Below are 279 nucleotides of genomic sequence, written 5' to 3' on the forward strand. Positions count from 1 at the left end.
GAGGTCAGAGATGCCTTGGGTAGTTTGGACATCTTTGCCGCCTTATCGACCCTGGATTCGGAGTCTTTCGGAGTGGCGATTATCGAGGCGGGAGCCTGTGGACTGCCAGCGGTCGTCAGCGATGCGGATGGTCCGGCAGAGGTCGTCGAGGATGGTGTTACCGGCTTGATCGTCCCCCGTGGTGACGTTATTGCCAGCGCTACCGCCCTGATGCAGCTGGTTGATGACGTCGAGTTGCGTCTGCGTATGGGTGGGGCTGGTCGCGACCACGTCGTCGAG

Annotated in this window: 1 protein-coding gene; it reads left to right on the forward strand. The window is 60.9% G+C overall.

Annotation, left to right across the window (positions count from 1 at the left end):
• Positions 1-15 precede the first annotated feature (15 nt).
• On the forward strand, positions 16-279 hold a 264-nt coding region (locus tag ACSNOK_RS33990), incomplete at its 3' end, for a glycosyltransferase (protein ID WP_436784598.1).

Origin of the sequence: Streptomyces sp. URMC 126, assembly GCF_051386555.1 — a bacterium.
In the GTDB taxonomy this organism is placed as follows: domain Bacteria; phylum Actinomycetota; class Actinomycetes; order Streptomycetales; family Streptomycetaceae; genus Streptomyces.